This window comes from Phyllobacterium sophorae, from assembly GCF_003010965.1.
GTDB classification, from domain to species: Bacteria; Pseudomonadota; Alphaproteobacteria; order Rhizobiales; family Rhizobiaceae; genus Phyllobacterium; species Phyllobacterium sophorae.
Window position 1 is genome coordinate 784,501 of the sequence record NZ_PGGM01000001.1, and the last position, 25,049, is coordinate 809,549.

The following is a 25,049-nucleotide window of genomic DNA, read 5'->3' on the forward strand; positions in this document are numbered from 1 at the left end:
AACCTGTTCATGATGGAGTCCAGACTGTGCGACCAAAAGTAGATTTCCGGCTGAATGCCATTGTCGATCTCGACGCGATCGGCGGCGACAAGGACCTTGGCGCACTTGCGCTTGCAGCCGCTAGCGGCGGCGCGACGATTATCCAGTATCGCGACAAGAATTCGCCGACCCGGTTGATGGTGGAGCGCGCACGGACAATCCATAGCGCGTTGAAGGACACGGGCGTGCCGCTGGTCGTGAATGATCGCATCGATGTGGCGCTTGCCGCCGGTGCCGAGGGCGTGCATATCGGCCGCGAGGACATGCCGGTCCGCGATGCGCGGCTGCTGCTCGGCCCGGATGCAATCATTGGCCTGACCGTGAAAAACGAGGCCGATGCGCTGGCAGCAACGACAAGCGATATCGACTATGCCTGCATTGGCGGGTTATTCGAGACGCTGTGCAAGGCAAATCCCGATGGTCCGATTGGCTTCGACGGCTTCAGCCGCTTGGCGCCAATCATTCGGGCTGTGAAACCAGACCTGCCGGTTGGAGCAATTGCGGGGATCGATCTCGCGCGCACGCCGCCTGCCATTGCTGCCGGAGCGGATGGCGTTGCAGTGATTTCGGCGATTTTCCGGCAAGCCGACCCGAACGGCGCTGCGGCGGCCCTGCGCTCCGTGGTCGATGCAGCGTTGCAGGCACGGGCATGACCGCCATTGCCCTGACCATCGCCGGGTCCGACAGCGGCGGCGGGGCAGGCATTCAGGCGGATCTGAAGACCTTCTCGGCACTTGGCGTCTACGGCACCAGCGTTCTCACCGCCGTCACCGCGCAGAACACGCGCGGGGTCACCGCCATCGAAAATCTGTCACCCGGTATTGTCCGCGCCCAGATCGATGCCGTGCTGTCGGATATCGATGTGAAGGCGATCAAGATCGGCATGGTATCGACGCCGGAGGCCATCGAGACCATTGCTGCGTCATTGCAGCATTGGGGCCGCAGGGCGGTGCTTGATCCGGTGATGGTGGCGACATCGGGCGACCGCCTGTTGCAGCCGGAGGCGGTCGAGGCTCTGCGTCAGCTGCTACTGCCACTCGCTGTGGTAGTGACACCCAATCTGCCTGAAGCGGCATTGCTGACGGGGCAGCCGATCGCTGACGGCGAGGCCCAGATGGCACGGCAGGCGGAGCTCCTTCTGGCGCTTGGCCCCTCGGCGGTGCTGATCAAGGGCGGTCACTCAAAAGGCGAGTATAGCACCGACCTGCTGTTTGACGGCGTGACCATGCACCGCTTTTCCCGCCCGCGCATCGCGACAAGTCATGATCACGGTACGGGCTGCACGCTCGCCGCGGCGATGACCGCGGGGCTCGCGAAAGGATCAGATTTGCACGACGCGGCGGAGCAAGCGAAGGACTACCTGACGGCAGCAATGGCTGCTGCCGGGAATCTCAGAGTGGGGCAGGGACGCGGGCCCGTGCACCATTTTTACCGGTGGTGGCCGACGGCGCAGCCGTCATGATGTCTTGCCGTTCGAATGGCAGAGGGACCACCGAGGGAAGCACGACGCGCTCCTCGGCAAAGGCGAGCTGGGTTGGTTCCGCAAGCGCCGTTGTTGCTGCAGCGGGGCCGGCGGCTGCTATCGAAGGCGCAGCAGCGAAAGCAACGGGAGCTGGATCGACAGGCGCCGAATCCGGCTCCAGCACACTCAAAAGACCCTTGCGCTTGGCCTGATAGTAGTAGCCGCGGGAATAGAGCCGCACGGCCTGATCGGGATTGCTGTCGGCAACCTTGTAGGCGCCCGCCAGGTATTTCACGCCATATTTGAGGTTGGTTTCGGCATCGAGCAAATCCTTGGCGCTGCCATCATGGCCGAGGCCCCGCGCTGTTGCGGGCAATAGCTGCATCAGGCCCCAATATGGGCCGTTGCGTGCACCGGGATTGAAGCTGCTTTCGCGCTTGACCACACGGCGCACGAGCGATTCCGGTACGGCATAGGCAACAGAGTATTTCGAGATCAGACCATCGACCGATTTGTTCGAGGATTGGGCTGCAGGTTTGTTCTCCGAGGCAGCGCTTGCGACGCGCGGTGATGGCTCGGGAATAGGAGCGGATGCTGCGTTGGGCAGTTTCGGATCGGTTGTCGTGCAAGCGCCGAGAGCAAGAGCCAGGGTCAGGCAAGCGAAGGCGCGCAGCAATCGAGTTTCAAGCATTTGTCACCGGTTCGAAGGGCGGATGTTCAATGGTCGGTTCCTCATAGCTTGTTCGGGGTCATCTGCGGCAATCACTTTCCAATACGGATTGTTACAATCGTCCCATCTATGGTTGTGAGTGTGTTTTCGCATGGGTTGACTCCAGCATATATATCAATGTATCAGTTAGATATTGGTAAGGCCAGTTTACCAGTCTAGCGCGGAAAGGGAGTGCCGTGCGGGGAGGATCCATGTTCGCAGCCATTCAGCCGCGCCGGCTATACCGGCAGGTGGCAGACCAGATACGCACACTGATCGAGGGCGGCAAATTTGCCGTTGGCGAGCGGTTGCCGGGAGAGCGCGAACTGGCCGAGGAGCTTGGCGTATCCCGTCCGACAATCCGTGAAGCGCTGATTGCGCTCGAGGTGGAGGGGCTTGTGCATATCCGCATGGGTTCCGGCATCTACGTCACGGGCCAGCAGCGTGAAAAGCCTGCGCTGGCACCGGCCGACGATCTGGAGGGACCGTTCGAACTCCTGCGCGCGCGATCGCTCATCGAGTGTGCAATCGCCGAGGAAGCCGCAACGGTCGTGACGCCCGATCACATCGAATCGATGGACGCGGTGCTGACAAAGATGGCCCAAACATTCAACAGTCCGCGCACGTCCATTGCGCTCGATCGGACCTTTCACACGACGATTGCCAACATCATCGAAAACTCGGCTCTCAACCGCTTTGTCGGTGAGCTCTTCGACCAGCGCATGACGCCGTATTTCGAAAAGCTGGCCAGCTATTTCGAGAGCCCTGCCTCATGGCGAGAGGCATTCGAGGAGCACCGGGCCATTCGCGATGCTATCGCTTCCGGCGATCCGGGACGCGCCAAGGAAGCGATGCGATATCACCTGCAACAATCGCAATTGAGATTTTCCAGAAGCTTCGATGAAGATCTGGAAAGCGATAAGGGCCGTTCTGTGAAGGGCGGCCGAAATGGAAAGATCTGAAATTCAATCTGGGAGGATAACGGCATGAAGATCAAACTCACGGCAATTCTGGGCGCGGTTGCCGCGCTCGCACTTTCGGCGGCAGCCGCTCAGGCGCAGACCGCGCTGAAGTGGGCGCATGTGTACGAGACATCCGAGCCATTTCATACGGAATCCGTATGGGCGGCAGAAGAGATCGGCAAGCGGACCGATGGCCGCTACAAGATCGACGTATTCCCGGCATCGCAGCTGGGCAAGGAAGCCGACATCAACCAGGGCCTGAAGCTGGGTACGGTCGATATCATCATTTCCGGTTCGAGCTTCGCAGCACGCGACTACAAGCCGATCGGCGTAACTTATTTCCCCTACATTTTCCGCGGGCCGGAACATCTTATCGCTTATACGAAGAGTGATGTCTTCAAGCGGCTCGCAGCCGGCTATGAGGAAAAGAGCGGCAACCACATCGCGGCCGTCAGTTATTATGGCACCCGCCAGACCACGTCGAACAAGCCCATCGCCAAGTGCGCGGACATGCAGGGCCTGAAGATACGTGTGCCTGACGTTCCGGCCTATCTCGCCATGCCGCGCGCCTGCGGTGCCAATACCACGCCCATCGCCTTCGCCGAGGTCTACCTCGCGCTGCAGAACGGCACGGTCGAGGCGCAGGAAAACCCGCTGACCACCATCGAAGCCAAGAAGTTCTTCGAGGTGCAGAAGAACATCATCCTGACCGGTCACATCGTCGATCATCTCAATACGGTGATCTCGAAGCAGCTCTGGTCGAGCCTTTCCGATGAAGACAAGAAGATCTTCAGCGACGTCATGCAAGAGGCGGCAGAAAAGACGACAAAGATCATCGCGGACAAGGAAAAGGCGCTGGTCGCGAGCTTCAAGGAACGCGGTTTGAGCGTGACCGACATCGACAAGGCCGACTTCGAAAAGAACGTCATGGAAAAGGTGAAGTTCGAGGATTTCGGCTACGACAAGTCCGACTGGGAAGCCATCCGCGCCATCAAGGAATGACTGACGATGGCCGGGCGCTCTTCTTGCCCGGCCATTTCTCCTGAGACCTGATGACCGGAGACAACCATGTCAAATGAAGTTCACACACAGATTACCGCCGAGGAAATCGCCCATTCCTTCGAAGAAGCGGCGCCTGTCGCCAATGTTGCAGATTATGCAATCGAAGACTGGCTTACACTGATCGTCTTCTGGCTGATGACAGGCTGTGTCTTTCTGCAATTTTTCACGCGCTATGTCCTGAACGACAGCTATGCCTGGACCGAGGAAATCGCCATCAATTGCCTGATCGGCGTGGTGTTTCTCGGATCGGTGATGTGTGTGCGCGTCTCCCGCCATATTCAGGTGGATGTGTTCTACCACTACATTCCGGCATCCGTTGCCCGCGTCCTGTCGATCTTCGTCGATCTGGTGCGCATAGCCTTCTTCGTCTACGCCGTCTGGCTGATGTGGCGCTATGTCGACATCGTTGCCGACGAGCGCATGGTGACGGTGGATCTGCCCCGCAACATCGTTTTCTACGGTGTCCTGCTTGCATTCGTCCTGATGCTGTTTCGCGCCATTCAGGTTTTCATCAGCAATATTCGCCGCGGCTACTCCGTTCTGGAACGCCCCGAAGAATTCCAGAAGATCGAGGATTGATCGATGCTATTGCTTGTCGGAACTTTTCTCGTCCTCATGCTTGTTGGCGTGCCGGTGGCCATTTCCATGGCGGTGGCGTCCGTCCTTTACCTCGTGTTCTTCGGCGTTGCCCCCGACATCATCGTCGCGCAGCGCATGATCGCGGGCGTCGAAAGCTTCCCTCTGCTCGCCGTGCCATTCTTTATCCTGGCGGGCAATCTGATGAATTCGGCGGGCGTTACCGGCCGGATCTATTCCTTCGCCGTCGCCCTTGTCGGCTGGATGAAGGGTGGTCTGGCACAGGTCAACATCATTGGCTCGGTGATCTTCTCCGGCATGTCGGGAACAGCGCTTGCCGACGCTGCCGGTATCGGCACCATCGAGATCAAGGCGATGAAGGATCACGGCTATCCCGTGGAAGCGGCAGTCGGCGTGACCGCCGCGTCCGCAACGCTCGGCCCGATTTTCCCGCCATCGCTGCCCTTCGTCATCTACGGCATGATGGCCAATGTCTCCATCGGCGCCCTGTTCATGGCCGGCATCCTCCCGGGCGTCGTCATGACCGTGCTGATGATGGTTACCGTCGCCATCTTCGCCTACATCAAGAGGTGGGGTTCCGACGCGCCATTCAAGGTCAAGCAGCTTCTGGAAGCCTCGCTTGAAATTGTCGTGGTTTTCGCTGTTCCACTGGTCATCTATCTGCTGACCCTGACCGGCCTGTCTGTCAATGCCTCCGTCGGTATCGCACTCGTGCTCCTGCTTGCGGTCGACTGGTATTTCGACTTCTCCGCGGTCATGGCGCTGATGACGCCGGTCATCCTGATCGGCGGCATGACCATGGGCTGGTTCACGCCGACGGAAGCGGCCGTCGCAGCCGTGCTCTGGTCGCTGTTCCTCGGCCTGGTGCGTTATCGCACGATGACACTCGCGAGCCTTGCCAAGGCCAGCTTCGACACGATCGAGACCACCGCATCCGTGCTTTTCATCGTGACGGCGGCCTCCGTCTTCGCCTGGCTGCTGACAGTGAGCCAGGCGGCGCAGCTGCTGTCGACGGCCATTCTCTCGATCACCGAGAACAAATGGGTGTTCCTGATCCTGGTCAATCTGCTGATGCTGTTCGTCGGCTGCTTTCTCGATACGATCGCCGCAATCACCATCCTCGTGCCGATCCTTTTGCCGCTTGTACTGAAATTCGGTATCGACCCGGTGCATTTCGGTCTGATCATGACGTTGAACCTGATGATCGGGCTTCTGCATCCGCCGCTGGGCATGGTACTATTCGTGCTGTCGCGGGTTGCCAAGCTTTCGGTCGAGCGCACAACCATGGCCATCCTGCCCTGGCTCGTTCCGCTTTTCATCGCACTGATCGCCATCACCTTCGTTCCGGCGATTACACTTTGGCTTCCAACACAATTGGGTCTGATCAAATGAGTACCAAAGGCATTGCTGCAACTCTCTTCGGCGCGGAAGATCTGCGCGTCGTCGACGTCGAACTCGGCGAGCTCCAACCCAATATGGTTCGGGTCAAGTTCGGCGCCGGAGGTATCTGCGGCTCGGACATGCATTATTTCCGCCATGCCAGAACCGGCGATTTCGTCGTCACCTCGCCGCTCATTCTAGGCCATGAGGTAGCCGGCGAGATAGTAGGGGTTGGCAGCAACGTCACCGGGCTTACCATTGGTGAACGGGTCGCGGTCAATCCGTCCCGCTGGTGCGAGCGGTGCGTCTACTGCCATGAAGGCCGCGCCAATCTTTGCGAGAACATCTATTTCATGGGCTCGGCGTCGAAGACGCCGCATATGCAGGGCGGGTTCGCCAGTGTTTTCGATGCGACTGCGGCGCAATGCGTCAAGGTACCGGCGGAGCTGTCCTTTCAGGCGGCCGCGCTGGCCGAACCCTTGGCGGTTTGCCTGCACGCGGTGCGCCGCGCGGGGCATGTAAAGGGCTTCTCGACGATTGTCTTTGGCGCCGGTCCAATCGGTCTTTTGACAATGCTTGCATTGAAACACGCGGATGCGGGTTCAGTCACCATGGTCGACGTCGCAGCTGCACCGTTGAAATTTGCCCAAGAGCTTGGCGCCGATCAGATCGTCGATCTTTCGAAAGGCGAAGAGCAACTGGCTGAGCTCGCGGCGGCCACGCCATTCGACATCGCCTTCGAAATCTCCGGAACGGCGGCGGGGCTTGCCTCTGCCATCCGAACGGTACGGCGCGGCGGCACGGTGGTGCAGGTCGGCAACCTTGCCGGCGGGACAATTCCGGTCCCTGCCAATGCCGTAATGGCGAAAGAGCTCGACCTCGTCGGAACGTTCCGCTTTGGCGAAGAGTTCTTCGAGGCGGTCGAGTTGATCGTCGAAGGCAAGATCGATGTGCTCAAGCTGGTAACAGGGGAGTACAGGCTGTCCGAGGCGCCTGAAGCTTTCCGGATGGCCTTGGACAGGTCACGAAGCGTCAAGGTGGTCCTAACGGCCTAAACCTATTTGGTAACAGGACAGGGAGCGACAATTTGCTGTAGATGTTCACGCTTGGCGTAGGCGTTCAAATCGGCTAACAAGCACTGGTTAAACTGAATATTTCAACCATCCTGCGCTAGATTTTTTATTCTTTCGCAAGTTCAGAGATCCGGAAAATAAACGTGCCGCGAGTCTATATGTCTTTATATTCACTTCCGAAAATCGTGGCATTGATGGGTTTGATCCTAGGGGTTGCAAGCGGCTGTACCACAGCGGCCACGCTTGATCCGGCCGGGGTGGTTTCTGGCCCTGTTTCCGAAAAATCAGCTTCTATCGTCGTCGATGGCAGCACCGGGGTCGTTCTCTATCAGGCGAGCGCCGATCTGCCGCGCATTCCTGCATCACTGACCAAGATGATGACGCTTTACCTCACGTTCGAGGCCCTCCAATCCGGGCGAATAACCAAGTCGACGCTGATTCCCGTGTCGGCACACGCTGCATCGCAGGCGCCGAGCAAGCTCGGCTTCAGACCCGGTCAGACAATCGATGTCGATACGGCGATCAAGGCGATCGTGGTGAAATCGGCCAATGACGTGGCGGCAGCGCTTGCCGAATATCTCGGCGGCACGGAGGAGCAGTTCGCCGCGCTGATGACCGACAAGGCACGCCGCCTCGGTATGAGGGGCACGACGTTCCACAATGCCTCGGGTCTGCCTGATCCGCAGCAGATCACCACGGCGCGCGATATGGCGCTGCTGGGCCTCGCCCTGCGCCGGCATTATCCGCAGCAATATTATTATTTCGGGACCCAGGAATTCGTCTTCAACGGCAAGCTGGTTCGTGGTCACAACCGCGTGCTGAGCCAATTGAATGGCGCAGACGGCATCAAGACCGGTTATGTTCGGGCTTCCGGCTTCAACATTGTCACCTCCGTCAGTGACAATGGCCGCCAGCTCGTTGCTGTGGTCATGGGCGGGAATACGGCGAAGACCCGCGATGCACAGGTCGTCAGCCTGGTGAACACTTATCTACCTCAGGTTGCTTCCAGATAAATCCAAGGGTTGAAATATACCTGCTGGTCGTTGCATGGTTGGCACGATAACGACTCATTATTGATCCGGACTACCGGCTCAAGGCGAGAAGGATCGGCTAATGTGGTCCCACGTTTTGAACCTGCGCAGTCAAGCTATCGCTTGGCTCACAGCGGGTATTGGTTCCTTCGCGGCTCTGGCGGTCGCGTTTGCACTCGGCGCATTCGAGGCTATGCCGCAGCAGCAGGATCCGCAATTCACACCCAACGAGACAGTAGATGCAGGGCAGTGGCGCATCAAGCCGCTCGCCGCCCGCGTCACCAGCGAGAAGGCGTTCGGCGTGACGCCGAAGGAGGGCCAGAAGGCCATTGTCTTCGAGGCTGAAATGACGAATCTCACGGCGAGATCATCAAAGGATTATTACGGGGTTTTCCATTTCCCGTCTGCTATCGACGCACAAGCTGAAAAGCCGATGATCTATCTTGCACGCGATATGGCGCTTCTCCCGGATTTGCATCCGGGCATGACCGAAAAGATGGCCTATGTCTGGCTGGTGCCGGCCAATGCCGCCCCCACCGGTGCTGTCGAGTTTCTGGTGACCGCAAAGGTATACAAACCGCGTGACAATCTGACAGGCAGTCCCGGCTGGTACAACGAGCACACGGCTGGAACAGTTCGTTTCCCGGTTTCTGCACAGGCTGCACAGCAATGAAACGCAAGCTGGGAAATATACTGGTGCTTTGCCTGGCGATTGCAGTTCTCTACGGCATGCAGCGATCCAAGCCGCACTATATGGATTTGACGGGCCCGATGCCGGTGCACGGCAAGATGCATGAACCCGTGCGCACGCGGCAGTTCGACGTGACAGTTGACAATGTGGTGTTCGCCCGCGAGCTGACGCTCGACAGGTTTGGCGCCACCAAAGTGCTGACGACATCGGGATTGTGGGTGGTTGTGACCGCGCAGCTTGCCGCCACCAATGCCTCCAATACCGTGGCGCAGGCCAGCTGGGTCGGACCGACTGGACTGCAATATGACAGCTCGGATCGTGCCGGTTATCTGCCGGGGCTGCCCCCGCATTCGCTCAATCCAGGTTTGCCGAAGACTGCGCGCTTTATCTTTGAGACCCTGCCCGATCAGGTCAATGGCGCCACGTTTGTCGTGTCGAACCAGCTCTTTCCGAGGCTGGATTCGCAGGCGCGGATCGCCATTGACGATTTCAGGAAATTCAACGATGGACAGCCTTTGATCGTCGATAGCTTCGATCTGCGCAATTCCGCAACCGTATCCGGGAACTGAGCGATGAGCGCGTTAGACGAGACAGGATCGCAGCCGGAGGGCAAGTGGCGCCGCCGCAGTCTCTGGGCACTGATTGTGCTCGCACCGCTGACATTGCTCGAGATTTCCTATGACAGTGTGAAGGAACTGGTGCGGGGCAATGATCTTTGGCCGCGGGAAGTGGCGGCAAGCCAGACGGTGACATTCGGGGGCAGCAACTGGCAGTTCGCTTCGCTGAAAACGGTCGATGGCGTCAAAGCGGGCTCACTGCCGGCAGGGTCGGTCCCAGTGATTGCCCGCTTCCTAGTCGAGGTTGGCAATCCCGATCTGCAAAATCTATGGCTCGGCTGTTCGATCAAATTGGTGGATGCCAATGGGCGGTCGTGGCTGCCAGCGTCGGTCCCGGGCATGCCCTATCCGGCCGACGGCATCAAGACCTGCAGCTCGGCGGCCTTTTCCGGAGCTGAAAGCGGTGCGCGCATGGTCATCGAGGAGAATTTCCTTGTCCCTCAAGACGTGGCGGCCGAAGTGCGGCCGACGCTTGGTCTCGGCAGCGAGCGGCCATACTACTTGCGGTTTGCAGTGCCCAATTGACCATCCATGGCCGGTGCGGCGGCAACGGCATGCGCCCGCGAGGTGACCTTCCTGGTCATCGAAAATGCTGTCTCGAGAACAGCTGCGAGGAAACAGATGCGGAGCGGTTCGACAAGAATGCCGGTCGAGGAATCCTGGAAGGGGCTACCGAAAAGTAGTGACACGCCGTGAGAAATCACCTGCCAATAATCGAGAGCCAGCGGGCCGATCAGTCGCGTGGCGCCGATCCATGCCCAGGCTGCAGCCCAGTCGATCAGGCGGTAGCCGACGATCAACGTAATGATCAGCAACAGGCCGGAGTTCAGCGTCAGCCTGACCCCATTGGCGATGGGAAGATAGCGTGAACGATAACCGCCGATGAAGTGCTCGACAAAGTCGCGCAGGAACTTCGGGATGGCTTTGTAACGCTCGCCGAAACGTTCGATGCGGTGGTGAATGCGCATGAGTTCCTTATCGTCGCGGACATCATAGCCATAGACGAGCGCGACCATCACCAGCCAGATCACCGGCAGAAGGGCGTAGAAGAACAGTCCGATAATGGTGGTAGACACGCTGACGGAGGATTGCTCGACCGGGATGATGGTCGCGGCATGGGCAGTTGCAATTGGGAATTCGATGCTGGTCCAGAGTCCCTCGAACAGGTTGCCGATATTGCGGGTGGTCAACCAGGCCAGAAACGTGTCCTTCCATCGGCTGATCACATAGAGACCGATGAAGATCCAGTTGGTCTCGCAAACGACCACGATGATCTGCCAGATGGAGCGGCCGGTCCTTTCCTTCATGATCTGCGCGAACTTGCGCACAACCCATGAAACCGCAACCGACAGGATAAGCCATTTGGAGTCGAGCACATCAAGCACATTGCCCGACTCTCCCAATGGCGCGTAGGACAGGGCAAGGCGCGAATATTGCCGTATCGTATCGCCGAGAAACCCCCAGGCGGCGTAGTAGGCAAAGAACGGGAGAAGCGCCACGGCGATGATCGTGGCAAGGCGGGAAAGGCCGCGCTCCGGCCTGGCGCCGTCTGCTTCCCTTTGCGCCGTTGCTTGTGCCGCGGAGATCGAGGGTAATCCCGGCCGCACAATCTGGATCATGGAGACGGTCGTCACCAGTTGGGTAAGGGCGACAAGGGTCAGCAAGCCAAGGCCAGCGTAGTGGTTGATGAAGGCGGCCTTGACCGACAGCCACATCAGGAAGTCCGAGACAAGAAGGCCGAGGAGCACCATTGCGACCAGCTGGGGCCAGAAGCGCAACCAGAGCTGGAATGTCAGCTTGATGGGCAATGCCACTTCGGCCAGCATGAAAAACCTCTCGCGAATCTCATGCTGACCTTACTGATTTTTTCGGTGCTGTCACCGGCGGATGAGAACGGCTAGTCCCAATCGGGCGCAAGGTTGCGTGGATTGACGATGCGGCCGTCTGGTCTTGCGAGGGCGTGCAGTGCCCGCATCTCTTCCGGCGACAGCTCGAAATCGAAGATCTCAAAATTGCTCTTCGCGCGCTCCTCATTGACGGTCTTCGACAGCGCAACCACGCCCTCCTGCTGCACCAGCCAGCGCAGGACCACCTGGGCTTCGCTCTTGCCATGGGCAGCAGCGATCGCCTTGATGGCAGTATCGCCGATCACCTTGCCATCGGCCATGGCGTAGTAGGCGGTGATGCTCATGCCGGCCTTTCGGGCCGCATCGAGCACGGCAGTCTGACCGAGATAGGGATGATATTCGACCTGGTTGGTGACGATCGGTGCCTTGCTCAGCGCAACCGCTTCCGCCATCAAGGCGGTGTTGAAGTTGCTGACGCCGATATGGCGAACCTTGCCGGCATCACGCACTTCGTTCAAGGCGCCAATGCGCTCCGCCAGGGGCACATCGCTTTGCGGCCAGTGCAGGAGCAGAAGATCGACATGATCGGTCTTGAGTTTCTTCAGGCTTTCCTCGACCGACCGGATGAAATCCTTGTGCCGGTAACTGTCGACCCACACCTTGGTTGTGAGGAAGACGTCGCCGCGGGCGACACCCGAACCGGCGATGGCTTCGCCGACGTCCGCCTCGTTGCGATAGGCCTGGGCGGTATCGATATGGCGGTAGCCGAGTTTGAGGACCGCCGGGACCATGCGGAGGACGTCGGCGCCGGGCATACGGAACGTCCCGAAGCCGATTGCGGGGATCTTTGCGCCATTGGCGTCTACATTGAACATTGTTATTCCTTTCGATATTTCAGGCGGCGACGAGTTGCGCGGCGGCACGTCTGTCGAGCATCTGGCTCCAGAGGGTCAGAGCGAGCGCGCCGACCACCAGAAGAGCACCGACCCACGGCGTTGCGCCGAGACCGAGCGGCGAGGCGACGATGAGACCGCCGAGAAATGCACCACCGGCAATACCGAGATTGAAGGCGGCGATATTGAGGGCAGAGGCCACGTCGACGGTATCAGGCGTATGGATCTTGGCAAGCTGTACCACATAAAGCTGCAGGCCTGGCACATTGGAGAAGGACAGCGCACCAAGCGCGGCGAGCGTCACCAGAGACCATATGGGTGATACGGCGGTGAATGTGAAGGCTGCAAGGACGATGGCCTGCAGCAGGAACATGACCCCGAGAGCACCGACCGGATTGCCATCGGCGACGCGTCCGCCGACCATATTGCCGACCGCGATGGAGAGACCATAGAGGACGAGGATCAGGCTGACTGTCGAGCCGGCAAAGCCGGTGATCTCCTGCAGTACCGGGGCAAGGAAAGTGAACATGACGAAGGTGCCGCCATAACCAAGCGCCGTCATGGCAAAGGCAAGAAGCAGGCGTCCACTCGCCAGCACACGCACCTGATCGATAAGACGGGCAGGAGCGGCTTTGGCGATCTGTGACGGAAGCAGGATCGCAATTGCCATGAACGCGATCACGCCGAGTCCGGAGACGGCCCAGAATGTCGCGCGCCAGCCGAGCTGCTGGCCGATGAAGGTGCCGAGCGGTACGCCGGTCACGATGGCCACGGTGAGGCCCAGGAACATCATGGCGATGGCGGAGGCGCGACGGTTGGGCGCCACGAGATCGGCAGCAATGGTTGCGCCGACCGAGAAGAACACGCCATGGGCGAAGGCACTCAGCACACGCGCGACAAGCAGCAGTTCATAGGTTGGCGAGAGTGCCGCGGCCGTATTGCCGACGATGAAAAGCGCCATCAGGCCGAGCAGCAGCGGCTTGCGCTCGATGCGTCCGGTGAGGGCGGTGAGGATGGGTGCGCCGAAGGTGACGCCAAGCGCGTAGACACTGACGATGAGGCCGGCCAGCGGCAGCGATATATTCAGATCACCGGCAACAGTGGGCAGAAGACCGACGATGACGAACTCTGTCGTCCCGATGGCATAGGCGCTGATTGTCAACGCCAGAAGAGCGAGAGGCATTGTCTTGTCCTTTGAGTGGAGGCTGTCTTGGGAACCAGCCCGCGAATTGCGAAAATGGCGGAACGGGTCCGGTTGAGGCTGAATATGGCCTATCGCTATTACCTTGATAATCGCCTCATATTGCTCAATACTTGTGAAGTGAATTCACAAGTGGATTGGACCTCCGATCATGGATAACCGGGCTGGCGAGATGGATGTTTTCGTACAGGCGGTTGAGCTCAACAGCTTTTCCGCTGCGGGGCGGCGGCTCGGGCTGTCGCCTTCCGCCGTCAGCAAGATGATCACCCGGATCGAGGAGCGGCTCGGCACACGTCTCCTTGTCCGTTCGACGCGGACGTTGCAACTGACGCCGGAAGGCGAGATTTACCACCAGCGGGCACTTCGCATCGTTGCGGAGATCGAAGAGGCAGAACGCGCCGTGGCTTTTGGCGCATCGGCTGCGCCGCGCGGCCTGCTTCGGGTAAACTCATCGGTGCCGGTTGGCGTGCGCTGTATCCTGCCGCTCGTGCCGAAATTCCTGCAGTGCTATCCCGAGGTGAAGCTCGATGTTTCCCTGACCGATGGAGTGGTGGACCTGATCGAAGAGCGCGCAGATATTGCCATCCGCGTCGGTCCCATGCGCAACTCAAGTTTGAAGGCCCGCAAGCTGTTCGAAAGCCGCGTCGTGGTGATTGCTTCGCCAGATTATCTTGCCAAACACGGCATGCCCTCTCATCCGCGCGAGCTTGCCCGGCACAATTGCCTCACTTTCAATTTCCGCCGCGTGTTGAATGAATGGCCTTTCAACAATCCTGAAACGGGCGAAACCGAGATGCTAGAGGTCTCGGGCAACTTCCTCTCCAACAATGGCGTGACGGCACAGCAGATGTGTGTGGCGGGGCTGGGCATTGCCCGGCTCGGCTATTTCCACGTCAGCGAGGACATTCTTCAGGGCCGTCTCGTTGTCCTGCTGGAGGAGTACAACCCTGGGGACATGGAATTGATCCACGCCGTCTTCGTCGGGCATGAATATCTCGCGGCACGGGTGCGCAGTTTCGTCGATTTTCTGGCGGAGAACATAGGGATGCCTGGCCCCTTGACGAACGGCGCTGCAAGGTCATGATTATTCCGGATGAGAAAGCGATGACTGACGCTGAGAAACTCAAAGCTGTGCGCCATGCCTATGCCAGGCGAATCCTGGCTAGCGTCGGAGTTGACGACGCGCGTATCGAGCAAGCATTCGCGGAAGTGCCGCGCGAAGATTTTCTTGGTCCCGGACCGTGGCCGATAAGCCGTTTCGGCCTTGGCTATGTTTATACACCCAGCGCAGATCCCGCCTACCTCTACACGGATGATCTGGTCGGGATTGCGCCGGAGCGGCATATCAATAATGGCGAGCCATCGCTGCACGCCCACCTGTTGTGGTTTGCGCAGCCATCGGAGGGTGAACATATTGTGCATGTCGGAACTGGCACTGGCTACTACACGGCCATCATGGCGCATCTGGCGGGCCCAACTGGACATGTAACCGGCATCGAACTGGAATCCGATCTGGCAGCGCGAGCAAAGGAATATCTGACCGCATATCCGAACGCCGAGATTGTCGAAGGCGATGGAACAATCGTGCCGTTTGAACCGGCGGACGTGATCTACGTCAATGCCGGCGCGACACGGCCGGCTGATATTTGGCTGGATCGGCTGAATGACGGTGGCCGTCTGGTTCTGCCGTTGACCACCGATGATGGATTCTCGTCGTATAGCAGCATGCGGCCGCGCGGCGCGGTGTTCCTCATCACGCGGAAAGGCGCGGAGTTTCTGGCACGCTGCGTTTCAGGCGTTGCAATCTACCCTTGCGCCGGGATGCGGGATGCGACTTCCGAAAAGGCCCTCGCCAGAGCATTCGGGAACGGCGGCTTGAAGCGGGTGACGCGCCTGTACCGCACTGACGATATTCCCGATGAAAGATGCTGGCTGAAGGGGCCGGGATGGTGTTTCGCCTACGAATGAGGCGATGACACTGGATCGGCGGCTTTCGCCGCGGTTGTCCGGTTCTTCAGGTTGAGCAGATTGCCGGAAAGGATCAGCGCCGCGCCGGCCGCCGTGAAGATGTCGATGCGCTCGGCATAGATCAGCCAGCCAAGCACAGCCATCAGCGGCACACGCAGGAAGTCCATGGGAATGACCACCGTCGCATCGGCATAAAGCAGAGCCTTGGCCATGCAGAAATGCGAGAAGGTGCCCGTGAAAGCGATGATGATGACCCATGGCAGGACATGGAGCGATGGCCATTGCCACACATGCAGCGCAGGCAAGAGGCCGATGGCAGACTGGATGGTCAGCATCCAGAAGATAATCTTCACCACACTGTCGGTGCGGGTCAAAGATTTTACCATGGTGAAGGATATGCCGAAGGTGAAGGCGGCACCAAGCACAATCAGCTGACCTGCCTCGACGGTGCCGATCCCCGGGCGGACAATGATGACCACGCCGATAATTCCGAGCGCGATGGTCAGGATCCGCCAGATGTTCAGCCGCTCGCCGAGAAACATGACAGCCATCAGTGCGGTCCAGGCGGGCGTGGTGAATTCGATGGCGATCACCTGTGCCAGCGGGATCATCGACAAGGCTTGCAGCCAGGCGAACTGGCCGGCGTAGTGCGCACCATTGCGTCCCAGATGCTGCCAGATGCGATCGGTCTTCATCGCCCTGAAACCGCCTGAGGAGCGGATCAACGGATAGAGCATGGCGAGGCCGATGATCGAGCGCATCTCCATGATCTGGAAGACATTCAGCTCCCGCGAGGCTTCGCGGCCTGAAATCGCCATGAGGATGATGGCGGTAAGCGATCCCATCATCCAGAACGCCGCCTTCAGATTGGATTGCTGTACTTCCATGATTGTTTTGGTTTATTTCGCGTAGACGCTGGCAAAATCCGCGAAGCCCTTGACCTCGATCGGGTTCCCGGATGGATCGCGGAAGAACATCGTCCACTGTTCGCCCGGCTCACCCTTGAAGCGAACCACCGGCGGCATGACGAAATCGACATCTGCCTGTTTCAGGCGGCCGGCCAGCACATGCCAATCTTCAAGCGGCAGGATCACGCCAAGGTGTGGCATCGGCACCATATGATCGCCGACCTTGCCGGTATTGGTGGTTTCGAACGGCTTGCCGAGATGCAGCGAAATCTGATGGCCGAAGAAATCGAAATCCACCCAAGTGTCCGTGCTGCGGCCTTCCTCGCAACCGAGGGTACCGCCATAGAATCGGCGCGCGCCGTCGAGGTCGGTTACGTGATAGGCAAGGTGAAACAGCGAACGCATGGGGGATATCCTGATGGCGGGAGTGCGCTGGAACCTAGCAGCAAGGCTGAACGCAGACAATGCGTGGTTGCAGGAATTGCGGCTTCCATTGCTGGCGGGGGAACCAAATGAACCAACTGCGAGTTGTAGAAAGCTACTCTCGAATGGTTCCCGAAAACAGGAAGTTTGCAATGTCGATTTTGATCAGTCTTCTGATCACCGTTCTGGTGATCTTTCTCGTACTCTACCTCATTCAGATGCTTCCACTTGACGGTCGCGCCAAGCAGATCGCCCAGGTAATCGTGATCGTCATCGGCATTATTTCGCTGCTGCGGTATCTCGCCGTGTTTTAGCATCAAAGCGGGCGGGGCCCTTCGGTTTCCGCCCTTTCTACCGATTTTCCAGTTGACCCAGCAGCCAGTCGCGGAAGGCACGAATTTTCGGCACATTGCGCCGCGCTTCCGGGTACACAAGCCAGTAGAAATGGTCGGCGGTGCCAACAATACTGAACGGCTGGATAAGCTGGCCTTGTGCCAGCTCCGTTTCATAGAATGCGGGGGTCAGAATTCCCACACCCTGTCCGGCAATGACAGCTTTCCCCTCAAGATGCTGGTCGCCAAAGCGGCTGCGGGGATCGCCGCGCAAATCGGGTTCGGAAATTCCCGCGGCACCGAACCAGAGTTTCCACCAGGGATCGCCCGGATCGACAATCGGCAGTTTGAGCAGGTCCTCGGGTTCCTTGACGCCGCCGATGGTGGCAGCCAGCGCAGGGCTGAGCATCGGCGTGAAGTCGGCATCGAAGATCCTGTGCGCAACGATACCCGGCCAATGCCCGCTGCCCGAGCGTATGCCGACATCGGCGTCCTCGCGTGAAAAATCAACGACTTCGCGGGTGGCTTGCAGCCGGACGGCCAGCGCAGGCTGTGCCAGCTGGAACGAGCCAAGGCGCGGAACCAGCCAATTGGCGGCGAAAGTCGGGATTGTTGTGATCGTCAAGACGCCATCGGCACTCTCGCGGGTGGCAGCAATTGCCGCACGCATCATATCGAAGGCCTCACTCATTACCGGCGACAGGCGCGCTCCGACCTCGGTCAGGATCACCTGCCGCGGACGGCGCAGGAACAGCGCTGCACCGATGCGCTCCTCCAGAAGCTTGATCTGATAGCTGACGGCCGCCTGCGTCATACCGAGCTCTTCGGCTGCCTTGGTGAAACTGCCATGACGCGCCGCTGCTTCGAAGGCGCGTATTGCGGCAAGGGGAGGAAGGTTCATGCATGGCTCCGCATAAGGTGTCCTTATGCATGGTACTCGGCGTTTTGTTGGAAAACAAGCGCGGCAAGGTGCATCTAGTACTCAACACCAAGACGCAATGCGTCGCCAACAATTGGAGTTGAGATTATGAATACCGTATCGACACCACTCAGCCACGTTGCAACCCACGGCTCCTGGTGGAGCCGGATTGCCAATCCGGTGAAGCCAAACGGAACGGAAGAAAAACCATCCTACATCGATACCGGGGATTTCTCGGATCACATGCTGCGCGATATTGGCCTGCACGATGGCCGCCCCATGCGGGGGGACCGGCAAGAGCCAAACGATCTGAACGCAGTGCTCAACGACTACCCGGCACGCTCCCTGTGACGGTGCTATGCCTCAGGAGTCGAAGTCGGTTTCGAGTTGCTTTTCGAGCGCGACAAGGTCATCGGGCAGCGGCATGCCCATGGCCTTGAGCTCGTTCAGCTGTTCACGCAAGTTCTCATGAATCTCATGGGCATCCGTTGGCCGCTGGACCATCGCTTCGAGCAGGAGGGCTATCCGCGCCTTGATGTCTTCGAACGCCATGATGGTTCCTTTCACGTCTCATGCACTGCCGCTATGGTAGCAGATTATGTCCCGCCGGAATATTGCGCATCGGAGACCTTCTCCATCCATTCGGCAGATTTACCGTCGAGCATTTCCTGCATGGCGATATGAACCATCGTCGTGGCCGGTCCGGCGCCGTGCCAGTGCTTTTCACCCGGCGGGATCCATATCGTGTCGCCGGCCTTGATTTCCCGCAAAGCCTCTCCCCAAGCCTGGACGAGCCCGAAACCGGAAATGACGTGCAGCGTCTGGCCGAGAGGATGCGTATGCCAAGCCGTCCGCGCGCCGGGCTCGAACCTGACCGCTACCGCCTGCAGGCGGGCAGGTGCTGGCGCCTCAATGATCGGATCCTGCCAGACGGTGCCGGTGAACCAGTCCGACGGGGCGCGGCGCGAGGGAACCGAGCCAACTGCCTTTATATCCATTACGCACCTCCTGTGGTTTCTGGCACGCCGGTCCATTGCTGCGGGTCTGGCGTTGCGTCGACCGATGCTACCACCGAATCGAGAAATCCCGGAAAGCGTTTCTCCAGATCGTCGCGGCGCAGCGTCAGCATGCGTTTCGTGCCCTCGGGGCGAACTTGAATGACGCCCGCTTCACGCAGCTTTGCCACATGGTAGCTGAGGGCGGTCTTTGATCCGAGTTGAAGAAACTGGCCGCAGCTCATCGCCTTTTCGCTGTTGCGGGCAAGAATGGCGATCATCGTAAGGCGCGTTTCGTCGCCAAGCGCGGCAAGCACGTTTGGAAGCGCAATATCCTCGGTGTCCGGATGCGGAAGATAATTTGTCATGGGCGTTTAATAGCAATTGGCAGGAGAGATTTCAATGTTCAACATTTATTGGACTTTGTGCTTGACTTTTTGCGGGGAAAGTATCTTAGTTCAACGATCATTGAACATTAAGGTCTAATCTCATGGATATTCGTCTCGTCGGATTGGCGCTTGGCACGTTCGCCATCGGCATCGAGGGATTCGTGGTTGCCAGCCTCCTGCCGCAGATCGCCGGTGACACCGGTGTCACGCTGGTGCAGGCTGGTTATCTCGTCGTCACCTACGCCTTTGCCTACGCAATAGGCGCTCCGGTGGCTGCTGCACTGACTGGATCGCTCGACCGGCGCACTGTGCTGACCGGCAGCACCCTGGTCTTCGTCGCCGGTGCGCTTCTTGCCGCCGTCTCGCCCACTTACATTTTGCTCTTGGCGGCACGTCTGCTGATCGCTGTGATGGCCGGTCTCTACGCGGCGACGGCTCAGGCGACGGCGGTCGCCATTTCCGAGCCGCATCACCGCGCCCGGGCGATTGCCGCCATTGTTGGCGGAACCACACTTGCCGTGGCCTTCGGTGCACCGCTTGGCGCTTTCATCAGCGCCTTCGCGGGATGGCGCGGCACCTATTATTTCATCGCGCTCATCGGAGCGCTTGCAGCACTGGTTGTCTGGTTCATGCTGCCACGCGGCCTCTACGCAGACCGGCTGACAATCGCACAGCGACTTGGCGTCGTGCGCCATCCTGGCCTGTTGCCGGCGCTGCTGACGATGCTGCTTTACATGACCGGTCCGTTTGCGGTGTATACCTACATTGCCGCGGTCGCCGTGGAAGGAGCGGGTCTCAGCCGCTCGCTGATGCCTGTGGTCCTGCTTGCTTTCGGTATTGGTGCGGCGATTGGCAATTTCCTTGGCGGACAGTTCTCCGATCGCTTTGGCGCGACGCGAACCGTTGTCATAGCCTCGGTTCTCAATGCTGTCGTGCTGATGTCGGTCAGCTGGATCATGAATTTGCCGAACAATATCGCCGGCCCGAGCCTCATTGCGATCATGGTGATCTGGGGCGTCATCGCCTGGATGTTCCCGCCGGCGCAGGCAAGCCGCGTTCTGGCCATCGCCCCGGAAAGCGCGCCGCTTGCTCTTTCGCTGAATTACTCAGCGCTCTACCTCGGTGTGGCGTTCGGCTCGATGATCGGCGGGCAGGTCATCGCCCATATCGGCCTTGAGTATCTCGGCTGGATCGGCGGATTGTTCCCGCTCATGGGGCTGGTGGTGATCCGGCTGGCAAACACCGGCGTTCGCAAGGAGGAGTTGTCGATTGCGTGACGAATTATCCGCCGATGCGGGCGGTGCCGGTCTTGCCGTCATTACGGAACCAGGAAATCCTGTTCTCGCCGGTTCGCTTGATGGTAAAGCAATACTGCCGGCCCTTTCGCCAGGTCGGCCACTTCTGACAGAGTCTGTTGCCCTCGACCCACCACCGCCCGGCTTCTCTGGGCGCAAACATGCCCGCAGCCGAAATACCGGAAACGTCGGCGATAACCTGGCCACTGGCCTTGTAGGTCAGCGGAAGTTCGCCGCCAAACGGAGTTGAGAGATAGACACGCTCGCCTGTGATCCGCCTCTTGATTTCGCTGCCGGATAGTTCCTGTGCGGCTGCGGTCTCGCTTAGAGCGAAAAGTGCGAGTGTGCCAACGGATATGGTTCTTGCTGTGGTTTTCATGACACCGTTCCCGTCGATGCAATGGAGGTATTGTATCCGATAAGCTCGAGACCCTGTCCGGTTCGATTTAGTGTCAGGACCTGGATCCATGCAATGGCCGGCGTGTGTGGACCGGATGGGACAGGCGCTCGACTGCCGTTTCGTTGGCCAGGATTGGAAACCGGAAAAACGCCCCTGTTCACCTTGCCATCGTGTCCGGTTGACACGGTCATCACACTCGCCGTCCAGTCAACGATCCGGCTGGGATATTGTTCCCTGCCGGATGCGACGTGCCATTATGTGACGGGAACGGCCGCCAGCGTCCGAGCTTCGCGAAACGAGATCAGCCTGCGGTGATTTTCATCCCAAAGGACGAGTTTCACGCAAGCCAGGCTTTCCATGATTGTTATGCGCCCTATGTCGCCGAGTTCCGGATAGTCCTTGATCACCTCCGGAAGCCGGTAGCAGGGAACCCTGCTTGACAGGTGATGTACGTGATGAATGCCGATATTGCCGGTCATCCATCGCAGCACCCCTGGCAAAACATAATGGGATGAGCCGTGCAGCGCGGCCTCCTGGAACTCCCATTCCGCGCCCTTCGACCAATGGGTCTCTTCGAACTGATGCTGTACGTAGAACAGCCAGATACCGGCGGCCCCCGCCAAGGTGACAATCGGCAGGTGGATGAGGAGGAACGGGCCGACACCAATGAGCCACATCAGGACGATCGCCATGAGCGCAATCCCAAGATTGGTTGCCATCGTGGAAACCCAGGGTTCAACGCCCGAACGCATCATGCCGAATGGGAGGCGTTGCTTGAAGATGAAAAGCCAGACCGGTCCGATGCCGAACATGACAGCCGGATGGCGATAGAGCCGGTAGCCCAGCCGTCCCCAGCGCGACAAGGCGCGGTATTCGGCCACCGTGAGGGTGGTTATGTCGCCATCGCCACGCCCGTCGAGATTACCTGCGGAGGCGTGGTGCAGGGCGTGCGTCCGGCGCCAGTAATCATAGGGCGTCAGCGTGAGAACACCAATCACCCGCCCGGTCCAATCGTCGGTGTGGCGATGCGCAAAGAAGGAACCATGACCGCAATCGTGCTGGATCATGAACAGGCGCAACAGGAAGCCGGCAGCTGGAACGATGAGGACGAGGCCCCACCAGAAGCCGTAATGCACTGCTGCCCAAGTGAGGGCCCAGAAAATGGCGAATGGAACGATGGTGACTGCAAGCTCGAATGCGCTGCGTCCCCGGTGCGGTTTGCGATAGTTGGAAAGAATCTTGGGCCATGAGCGTTCGCCCGGGCCAATTGCAGGTAGGATTTTAGCGGAAGTTGTTTTCATCGGCTATCATAGACTTGGCGCCAATGCGCGCGCAAGATGGTCCGCCAAGAAACATTTGTAAAAGGATCAAGGATTCGGACCCTGACCCTTGATCAAGTTTTGTTTATATGGACAAAATTTGCCCTAGTGCACGATTGTCGCATCAAACGGCTTCAAACCATGATTATCCATGCTGTTCCGGTAGATTGCCGTTGCCTGGGTGCGATTGTGCGCCCGAAGCTTGCGGATAAGATTGTGGACGTGCACCTTTACCGTATGGACCGAAAGTGCCAGCCGGTCAGCGATGATCTTGTTCTGCAGACCCTCTGACAGAAGCTGTAATATCTCATGTTCCCGCAGCGTCAATGTTTTCACCGGCCATGCACTTGCCGGATTACCCTTCGGTTGATTGTAGAGCGAATTTGCCGTGCCGGATAATTTGTTAGACGTCTTTTCCATCAGACGAATGATGCTGGACGGATAATAATCACCGCCATTCAGCAATAGCCAAACAACTGCAAGCCAAACATCGAGTTTCAGGCTGAAAGGGAGAAGCCCTTGAATTTGCTTGTTGTCAAAGAGAGAGTTGAATTGCTGGAGAGCCGAACTGTGCTCATCCATCATCAGCGTGACCGAAGCGGCCGGAAAGCGCATCTTGCATCGCACTATGCAATCGGCAATGTCAGGTACAAAATCCGCATGGATCAAGACCAAACCGACGCCGGCATCAAATTCCTCGGGCTCAGCAAGCTTGCTGGACAGATTGACCTGAATATCGGGGAAGGTTCGTTCAAGTGACTGAACCAATCCCTGAAACACAACTCCTGGCTCGGCATATATAAAAATGCCGCCTTTGAAATTGGCGCCGTCATCAGGCTGGGTGCCATGCTGGATTTGGTCGGTTTTCATACGCGCAACTGTCACACTCATAATCGTACCCTACGCCAACGAATGAAGTAGTCCCCTTTTGTGTACGGTTTCATCGAAACATTATTATTTGGAATCACCTAAACCCTTGTAATTCATGCAATCAGCGAGGGTAGTGAACGCAACGTGACGCGACCGTGACGCGCCAGCGCAGTGTCTGTTTCTTATGGGTTGTGCACCGCTCGAAACGGGCAAAACGGTGTTTCCGCATACCGGAATACCGTGTGAAAGGGCGCCGGGATCCGGGGTTCTGCCCGGATTACGGCAAATCCATTAATCCAAAGGGACACACCAGCACAGCAAGGTTCATCCATCAGGTGGAACCGCTTCTCACTTCTCCTAAATGGCGCTGAATCCGCGACGCCGGTACTCTGCCATAAAATGCGCCCGGTATGACCGTGACAGGTGAACACACTTTGCATGGGGAGCGCTTAATCAACTATGGGGGTGTGTCTTGTTTGTATGGATCACCAATTGTCTGGCAGCATTGTCGGTAAGTGCGGTGCTGATCGTCATACTGAAGAAGGTATCGCCTGCGTTTGCTCTCGTGGATTATCCCGATTTGCGCAAACGGCACGATGGCGTGGTTCCTTTGTGCGGCGGAATCGCGATCTTTGCCACGTTTACAATGGTGATGCTCCTTCGGGACCGAGCCAGCGCGCTTCCGCTGAACTTTTGGGCGGGCCTGCTTATCACATTGCTTGTCGGGGTACTGGATGACCGCAACGAACTCTCGGCCGTCAAGCGGCTGGCAGCCCAATTCGTTGTCGCGCTCATCCTGGTCAATCCGCTTGCAGGAACCGCCATCGTCACCGGTATCGCGCTTCCGCCCGGCCTTCTCAATGTATCGTTCCCGCTTCTTACGCTCGTGGCCGTCCTGTTCATTGTCGGCCTGATCAATTCCTGGAATATGATAGATGGCGTGGACGGATTGGCAGGCGGGGCGGCGGCGGTTGCCCTTTTCTGGCTTGCTGTGATCGCCGCACTGAAGGGTGCGGGCGAACTTGTATTGCCGATGCTCGTGCTTCTGGCGGCAGTTTGCGGCTTCCTTGCCTTTAATATGCGCAGCCCATGGGTCGCTCGCGCCAAGATATTTCTCGGCGACGCCGGCAGTACGGCACTCGGCGCCACCATCGCTTTTCTGGTGATCGCGCTCTCGATCCGCGCCGAGATCGCCTTTCCAGTCCTGTTGTGGATTGTCATTGTCCCGGTACTGGATACGCTCAGCCTGATCGTTCGCCGGATGCATGCTGGTCGCAGTCCTTTGGCCGCGGACCGCTGGCACCTGCATCATCTCCTCCTCGACCGGTCAATATCACCAGCAAAGACGACAATCATCATCGTTGCGGCATCTGCGGTCTGTGGCGGCATTGGATGTGCGGGCATTGTCACAGGTGTGTCGAACCTTCTCATGACAGTGGCGTTGCTGCTGCCCCTCACCGGTCATTGCGCCTTTGTCTTCATTGCAAGTAAACCGGGCGCCATCTCGCTTCAGCGCGCCGCCCGCACAGCCACCGTGTCCCAGCTGACTTCAATGCCACCCATGGCAGTTCGACCTGACCTTAACGTAAACCATGCGTCTGCGCCGCCGCCCGCCAAATCGCGGCCCGGTATCCTTTCGGACGCTGTTTGAGATTCCAAGACTGTGG

The 25,049-nt window shown here is 58.7% G+C and carries 30 protein-coding genes; 17 read left to right on the forward strand and 13 right to left on the reverse strand.

Annotated elements, in window-relative coordinates; all coding sequences use genetic code 11:
• The first annotated feature begins 26 nt into the window (after positions 1-26).
• Positions 27-692: a thiamine phosphate synthase gene (gene thiE / locus CU103_RS03775; protein WP_106662536.1), complete on the forward strand. Its 666-nt coding sequence runs from the start codon at positions 27-29 to the stop codon at positions 690-692.
• Positions 689-1,501 carry a bifunctional hydroxymethylpyrimidine kinase/phosphomethylpyrimidine kinase gene (gene thiD / locus CU103_RS03780; protein ID WP_106662537.1) on the forward strand — a complete coding sequence of 271 codons (813 nt, stop codon included), beginning with the start codon at positions 689-691 and terminating at the stop codon, positions 1,499-1,501. The genes thiE and thiD overlap by 4 nt, the downstream gene beginning before the upstream one ends.
• On the opposite strand, the gene CU103_RS32720 is transcribed toward thiD, so the two are convergent.
• Positions 1,431-2,192, reverse strand: a complete 762-nt coding sequence (locus tag CU103_RS32720) for a transglycosylase SLT domain-containing protein (RefSeq protein WP_106662538.1) — start codon at positions 2,190-2,192, stop codon at positions 1,431-1,433. The genes thiD and CU103_RS32720 overlap by 71 nt on opposite strands.
• Positions 2,193-2,422: 230 nt before the next feature.
• On the opposite strand from CU103_RS32720, the gene CU103_RS03790 reads away from it, so the two are divergent.
• The 9 genes from CU103_RS03790 to CU103_RS03830 all read left to right on the forward strand — a co-directional run bounded on the left by CU103_RS03790 (position 2,423) and on the right by CU103_RS03830 (position 10,148).
• Positions 2,423-3,172 (forward strand): FadR/GntR family transcriptional regulator, encoded by a 750-nt coding sequence (locus CU103_RS03790; protein ID WP_106662539.1) that lies wholly within the window; start codon positions 2,423-2,425, stop codon positions 3,170-3,172.
• Between the two features lie 24 nt (positions 3,173-3,196).
• A complete protein-coding gene (locus CU103_RS03795) occupies positions 3,197-4,174 on the forward strand; it encodes a sialic acid TRAP transporter substrate-binding protein SiaP (RefSeq protein ID WP_106662540.1) in 978 nt (325 codons plus the stop codon).
• A 66-nt stretch (positions 4,175-4,240) separates the two neighbouring features.
• Entirely contained in the window at positions 4,241-4,813 is a 573-nt protein-coding gene (locus tag CU103_RS03800) for a TRAP transporter small permease (protein ID WP_106662541.1), read from the forward strand.
• Positions 4,814-4,816: 3 nt separating this feature from the next.
• Positions 4,817-6,223, forward strand: a complete 1,407-nt coding sequence (locus CU103_RS03805) for a TRAP transporter large permease (protein WP_106662542.1) — start codon at positions 4,817-4,819, stop codon at positions 6,221-6,223.
• On the forward strand, positions 6,220-7,266 hold the full coding sequence (locus tag CU103_RS03810) for an L-idonate 5-dehydrogenase (protein WP_106662543.1): 1,047 nt from the start codon (positions 6,220-6,222) through the stop codon (positions 7,264-7,266). Before CU103_RS03805 ends, CU103_RS03810 begins: the two co-directional genes overlap by 4 nt.
• Positions 7,267-7,442: 176 nt before the next feature.
• A complete protein-coding gene (locus CU103_RS03815) occupies positions 7,443-8,297 on the forward strand; it encodes a D-alanyl-D-alanine carboxypeptidase family protein (protein WP_106662544.1) in 855 nt (284 codons plus the stop codon).
• Positions 8,298-8,397: 100 nt separating this feature from the next.
• Positions 8,398-8,988 carry a hypothetical protein gene (locus CU103_RS03820; protein WP_106662545.1) on the forward strand — a complete coding sequence of 197 codons (591 nt, stop codon included), beginning with the start codon at positions 8,398-8,400 and terminating at the stop codon, positions 8,986-8,988.
• Positions 8,985-9,575 (forward strand): hypothetical protein, encoded by a 591-nt coding sequence (locus CU103_RS03825; RefSeq protein ID WP_106662546.1) that lies wholly within the window; start codon positions 8,985-8,987, stop codon positions 9,573-9,575. Before CU103_RS03820 ends, CU103_RS03825 begins: the two co-directional genes overlap by 4 nt.
• Positions 9,576-9,578: 3 nt before the next feature.
• Positions 9,579-10,148, forward strand: coding sequence for a hypothetical protein (locus CU103_RS03830; protein WP_106662547.1), 570 nt, complete (start codon positions 9,579-9,581; stop codon positions 10,146-10,148).
• Here the strand turns inward: CU103_RS03830 and CU103_RS03835 are convergent.
• The 3 genes from CU103_RS03835 to CU103_RS03845 all read right to left on the reverse strand — a co-directional run bounded on the left by CU103_RS03835 (position 10,121) and on the right by CU103_RS03845 (position 13,546).
• Complete coding sequence (locus CU103_RS03835) at positions 10,121-11,449, reverse strand: hypothetical protein (protein WP_106662548.1); 1,329 nt, start codon at positions 11,447-11,449, stop codon at positions 10,121-10,123. The two genes, CU103_RS03830 and CU103_RS03835, sit on opposite strands and share 28 nt — an antisense overlap.
• Positions 11,450-11,520: 71 nt before the next feature.
• Positions 11,521-12,345, reverse strand: a complete 825-nt coding sequence (locus tag CU103_RS03840; RefSeq protein WP_106662549.1) for an aldo/keto reductase — start codon at positions 12,343-12,345, stop codon at positions 11,521-11,523.
• Positions 12,346-12,364: 19 nt separating this feature from the next.
• Positions 12,365-13,546 (reverse strand): MFS transporter, encoded by a 1,182-nt coding sequence (locus CU103_RS03845; RefSeq protein ID WP_106662550.1) that lies wholly within the window; start codon positions 13,544-13,546, stop codon positions 12,365-12,367.
• A 169-nt stretch (positions 13,547-13,715) separates the two neighbouring features.
• Between CU103_RS03845 and CU103_RS03850 the strand changes: the two genes are divergently transcribed.
• Together CU103_RS03850 and CU103_RS03855 are read left to right on the forward strand one after the other, a co-directional pair.
• Positions 13,716-14,648 carry a LysR family transcriptional regulator gene (locus CU103_RS03850; RefSeq protein WP_106662551.1) on the forward strand — a complete coding sequence of 311 codons (933 nt, stop codon included), beginning with the start codon at positions 13,716-13,718 and terminating at the stop codon, positions 14,646-14,648.
• Between the two features lie 20 nt (positions 14,649-14,668).
• On the forward strand, positions 14,669-15,532 hold the full coding sequence (locus CU103_RS03855) for a protein-L-isoaspartate O-methyltransferase family protein (protein ID WP_106662651.1): 864 nt from the start codon (positions 14,669-14,671) through the stop codon (positions 15,530-15,532).
• On the opposite strand, the gene CU103_RS03860 is transcribed toward CU103_RS03855, so the two are convergent.
• Together CU103_RS03860 and CU103_RS03865 are read right to left on the reverse strand one after the other, a co-directional pair.
• Positions 15,523-16,419 carry a DMT family transporter gene (locus CU103_RS03860; protein ID WP_106662552.1) on the reverse strand — a complete coding sequence of 299 codons (897 nt, stop codon included), beginning with the start codon at positions 16,417-16,419 and terminating at the stop codon, positions 15,523-15,525. The two genes, CU103_RS03855 and CU103_RS03860, sit on opposite strands and share 10 nt — an antisense overlap.
• A 12-nt stretch (positions 16,420-16,431) precedes the next feature.
• Positions 16,432-16,845, reverse strand: a complete 414-nt coding sequence (locus CU103_RS03865) for a VOC family protein (RefSeq protein ID WP_106662553.1) — start codon at positions 16,843-16,845, stop codon at positions 16,432-16,434.
• A gap of 170 nt (positions 16,846-17,015) precedes the next feature.
• Here CU103_RS03865 and CU103_RS03870 point away from each other — a divergent pair, with 170 nt between their 5' ends.
• Positions 17,016-17,177: a Thivi_2564 family membrane protein gene (locus tag CU103_RS03870; protein ID WP_100000395.1), complete on the forward strand. Its 162-nt coding sequence runs from the start codon at positions 17,016-17,018 to the stop codon at positions 17,175-17,177.
• Between the two features lie 37 nt (positions 17,178-17,214).
• Here CU103_RS03870 and CU103_RS03875 read toward each other — a convergent pair whose 3' ends face one another.
• A complete protein-coding gene (locus CU103_RS03875; protein WP_106662554.1) occupies positions 17,215-18,096 on the reverse strand; it encodes a LysR substrate-binding domain-containing protein in 882 nt (293 codons plus the stop codon).
• 126 nt (positions 18,097-18,222) lie between these two features.
• On the opposite strand from CU103_RS03875, the gene CU103_RS03880 reads away from it, so the two are divergent.
• Positions 18,223-18,465, forward strand: a complete 243-nt coding sequence (locus CU103_RS03880) for a hypothetical protein (protein ID WP_106662555.1) — start codon at positions 18,223-18,225, stop codon at positions 18,463-18,465.
• A gap of 12 nt (positions 18,466-18,477) precedes the next feature.
• Here the strand turns inward: CU103_RS03880 and CU103_RS03885 are convergent, their stop codons facing one another.
• Genes CU103_RS03885 through CU103_RS03895 form a run of 3 tightly spaced genes read right to left on the reverse strand, consistent with a single transcriptional unit; the run spans position 18,478 to position 19,477 of the window.
• Positions 18,478-18,666, reverse strand: a complete 189-nt coding sequence (locus tag CU103_RS03885; RefSeq protein ID WP_100000392.1) for a hypothetical protein — start codon at positions 18,664-18,666, stop codon at positions 18,478-18,480.
• Between the two features lie 44 nt (positions 18,667-18,710).
• Positions 18,711-19,112 (reverse strand): (R)-mandelonitrile lyase, encoded by a 402-nt coding sequence (locus tag CU103_RS03890; protein WP_106662556.1) that lies wholly within the window; start codon positions 19,110-19,112, stop codon positions 18,711-18,713.
• Positions 19,112-19,477: an ArsR/SmtB family transcription factor gene (locus tag CU103_RS03895; RefSeq protein ID WP_106662557.1), complete on the reverse strand. Its 366-nt coding sequence runs from the start codon at positions 19,475-19,477 to the stop codon at positions 19,112-19,114. The genes CU103_RS03890 and CU103_RS03895 overlap by 1 nt, the downstream gene beginning before the upstream one ends.
• Before the next feature lie 122 nt (positions 19,478-19,599).
• Here CU103_RS03895 and CU103_RS03900 point away from each other — a divergent pair, with 122 nt between their 5' ends.
• Positions 19,600-20,775, forward strand: a complete 1,176-nt coding sequence (locus CU103_RS03900) for an MFS transporter (RefSeq protein ID WP_106662558.1) — start codon at positions 19,600-19,602, stop codon at positions 20,773-20,775.
• A 4-nt stretch (positions 20,776-20,779) separates the two neighbouring features.
• Here CU103_RS03900 and CU103_RS03905 read toward each other — a convergent pair whose 3' ends face one another.
• The 3 genes from CU103_RS03905 to CU103_RS03915 all read right to left on the reverse strand — a co-directional run bounded on the left by CU103_RS03905 (position 20,780) and on the right by CU103_RS03915 (position 23,403).
• A complete protein-coding gene (locus tag CU103_RS03905) occupies positions 20,780-21,172 on the reverse strand; it encodes a hypothetical protein (RefSeq protein WP_106662559.1) in 393 nt (130 codons plus the stop codon).
• 275 nt (positions 21,173-21,447) lie between these two features.
• Positions 21,448-22,494 (reverse strand): fatty acid desaturase, encoded by a 1,047-nt coding sequence (locus tag CU103_RS03910; protein WP_106662560.1) that lies wholly within the window; start codon positions 22,492-22,494, stop codon positions 21,448-21,450.
• Between the two features lie 123 nt (positions 22,495-22,617).
• Positions 22,618-23,403: a helix-turn-helix domain-containing protein gene (locus tag CU103_RS03915; protein ID WP_106662561.1), complete on the reverse strand. Its 786-nt coding sequence runs from the start codon at positions 23,401-23,403 to the stop codon at positions 22,618-22,620.
• A 451-nt stretch (positions 23,404-23,854) separates the two neighbouring features.
• Between CU103_RS03915 and CU103_RS03920 the strand changes: the two genes are divergently transcribed.
• Positions 23,855-25,033, forward strand: coding sequence for an MraY family glycosyltransferase (locus tag CU103_RS03920; protein ID WP_106662562.1), 1,179 nt, complete (start codon positions 23,855-23,857; stop codon positions 25,031-25,033).
• Positions 25,034-25,049: the final 16 nt, after the last annotated feature.

Coding starts and splice junctions, on each gene's coding strand:
- thiD (WP_106662537.1), top strand. CDS start 689: ATGACCGCCATTGCCCTGACCATCGCCGGGTCCGACAGCGGCGGCGGG.
- CU103_RS32720 (WP_106662538.1), bottom strand. CDS start 2,192: ATGCTTGAAACTCGATTGCTGCGCGCCTTCGCTTGCCTGACCCTGGCT.
- CU103_RS03790 (WP_106662539.1), top strand. CDS start 2,423: ATGTTCGCAGCCATTCAGCCGCGCCGGCTATACCGGCAGGTGGCAGAC.
- CU103_RS03795 (WP_106662540.1), top strand. CDS start 3,197: ATGAAGATCAAACTCACGGCAATTCTGGGCGCGGTTGCCGCGCTCGCA.
- CU103_RS03800 (WP_106662541.1), top strand. CDS start 4,241: ATGTCAAATGAAGTTCACACACAGATTACCGCCGAGGAAATCGCCCAT.
- CU103_RS03805 (WP_106662542.1), top strand. CDS start 4,817: ATGCTATTGCTTGTCGGAACTTTTCTCGTCCTCATGCTTGTTGGCGTG.
- CU103_RS03810 (WP_106662543.1), top strand. CDS start 6,220: ATGAGTACCAAAGGCATTGCTGCAACTCTCTTCGGCGCGGAAGATCTG.
- CU103_RS03815 (WP_106662544.1), top strand. CDS start 7,443: ATGTCTTTATATTCACTTCCGAAAATCGTGGCATTGATGGGTTTGATC.
- CU103_RS03820 (WP_106662545.1), top strand. CDS start 8,398: ATGTGGTCCCACGTTTTGAACCTGCGCAGTCAAGCTATCGCTTGGCTC.
- CU103_RS03825 (WP_106662546.1), top strand. CDS start 8,985: ATGAAACGCAAGCTGGGAAATATACTGGTGCTTTGCCTGGCGATTGCA.
- CU103_RS03830 (WP_106662547.1), top strand. CDS start 9,579: ATGAGCGCGTTAGACGAGACAGGATCGCAGCCGGAGGGCAAGTGGCGC.
- CU103_RS03835 (WP_106662548.1), bottom strand. CDS start 11,449: ATGCTGGCCGAAGTGGCATTGCCCATCAAGCTGACATTCCAGCTCTGG.
- CU103_RS03840 (WP_106662549.1), bottom strand. CDS start 12,345: ATGTTCAATGTAGACGCCAATGGCGCAAAGATCCCCGCAATCGGCTTC.
- CU103_RS03845 (WP_106662550.1), bottom strand. CDS start 13,546: ATGCCTCTCGCTCTTCTGGCGTTGACAATCAGCGCCTATGCCATCGGG.
- CU103_RS03850 (WP_106662551.1), top strand. CDS start 13,716: ATGGATAACCGGGCTGGCGAGATGGATGTTTTCGTACAGGCGGTTGAG.
- CU103_RS03855 (WP_106662651.1), top strand. CDS start 14,669: ATGACTGACGCTGAGAAACTCAAAGCTGTGCGCCATGCCTATGCCAGG.
- CU103_RS03860 (WP_106662552.1), bottom strand. CDS start 16,419: ATGGAAGTACAGCAATCCAATCTGAAGGCGGCGTTCTGGATGATGGGA.
- CU103_RS03865 (WP_106662553.1), bottom strand. CDS start 16,845: ATGCGTTCGCTGTTTCACCTTGCCTATCACGTAACCGACCTCGACGGC.
- CU103_RS03870 (WP_100000395.1), top strand. CDS start 17,016: ATGTCGATTTTGATCAGTCTTCTGATCACCGTTCTGGTGATCTTTCTC.
- CU103_RS03875 (WP_106662554.1), bottom strand. CDS start 18,096: ATGAACCTTCCTCCCCTTGCCGCAATACGCGCCTTCGAAGCAGCGGCG.
- CU103_RS03880 (WP_106662555.1), top strand. CDS start 18,223: ATGAATACCGTATCGACACCACTCAGCCACGTTGCAACCCACGGCTCC.
- CU103_RS03885 (WP_100000392.1), bottom strand. CDS start 18,666: ATGGCGTTCGAAGACATCAAGGCGCGGATAGCCCTCCTGCTCGAAGCG.
- CU103_RS03890 (WP_106662556.1), bottom strand. CDS start 19,112: ATGGATATAAAGGCAGTTGGCTCGGTTCCCTCGCGCCGCGCCCCGTCG.
- CU103_RS03895 (WP_106662557.1), bottom strand. CDS start 19,477: ATGACAAATTATCTTCCGCATCCGGACACCGAGGATATTGCGCTTCCA.
- CU103_RS03900 (WP_106662558.1), top strand. CDS start 19,600: ATGGATATTCGTCTCGTCGGATTGGCGCTTGGCACGTTCGCCATCGGC.
- CU103_RS03905 (WP_106662559.1), bottom strand. CDS start 21,172: ATGAAAACCACAGCAAGAACCATATCCGTTGGCACACTCGCACTTTTC.
- CU103_RS03910 (WP_106662560.1), bottom strand. CDS start 22,494: ATGAAAACAACTTCCGCTAAAATCCTACCTGCAATTGGCCCGGGCGAA.
- CU103_RS03915 (WP_106662561.1), bottom strand. CDS start 23,403: ATGAGTGTGACAGTTGCGCGTATGAAAACCGACCAAATCCAGCATGGC.